The 631-nt window shown below is 56.1% G+C and carries 1 protein-coding gene; it reads right to left on the bottom strand.

Features of this window, described 5'->3' with window-relative positions:
• Window positions 1-35: 35 nt before the first annotated feature.
• On the bottom strand, window positions 36-631 hold a 596-nt coding region (locus tag ALO43_RS15625), incomplete at its 5' end, for a TonB-dependent receptor domain-containing protein (RefSeq protein ID WP_162235596.1).

Below are 631 nucleotides of genomic sequence, written 5' to 3' on the forward strand. Positions count from 1 at the left end.
TCCTTGCACTCAATAGGGGTTTTCAGGTGCTGGCCTTAAAAGGCGTAAGTCAGCCGGGTGTAGTAGTAACCGCCGGTAAAACCGTAGGGCGAATAGGTGCCGTAACTGCTGACCATGGTGCTGCTGGGAACCCCCTGTTTCTTTGGATAGATGTCGAACAGGTTCTTTGCGCCGATGGCAACGTTGAGGTTTTTGCTGAGGTTGTAGCCGAGGTCCAGATCGGTGATCCACTTGGCGCTGTACACCCGGTCCAGATCGCGATTGGTTGAGGAGTTGACCTCTTTGTAGGAACCGTAACGGGTCAGCGCCAGGTTCAGGTTGAAGCGCTCGATGCTCCAGTCGCCGCCCAGAATCAGTTTGGTACGCGGCTGCACGCCGGTAATCAGATTGCGCGCTTCGCGGTCCATCAGCTCATAGGAAGTACCGAGGATCGAGGTGGATTCCTTGTAGCTGAGGATCTTTGTCTGATTCCAGTTGAACGCCGCCGTCCACTTCACCGCCCCGAACTGCCCAAGGTCCTGGCTGTAGTTGCTGACCAGATCCAGACCCTTGGTGCGGGTGTCGGCACCGTTGATGAAATACTGGCCGCCCGACGTTGAATCGATGCCGTTGTTGAGCAGCACCTGAGTGA

The sequence above is a fragment of the Pseudomonas tremae genome, assembly GCF_001401155.1.
Lineage (GTDB): Bacteria > Pseudomonadota > Gammaproteobacteria > Pseudomonadales > Pseudomonadaceae > Aquipseudomonas > Aquipseudomonas tremae.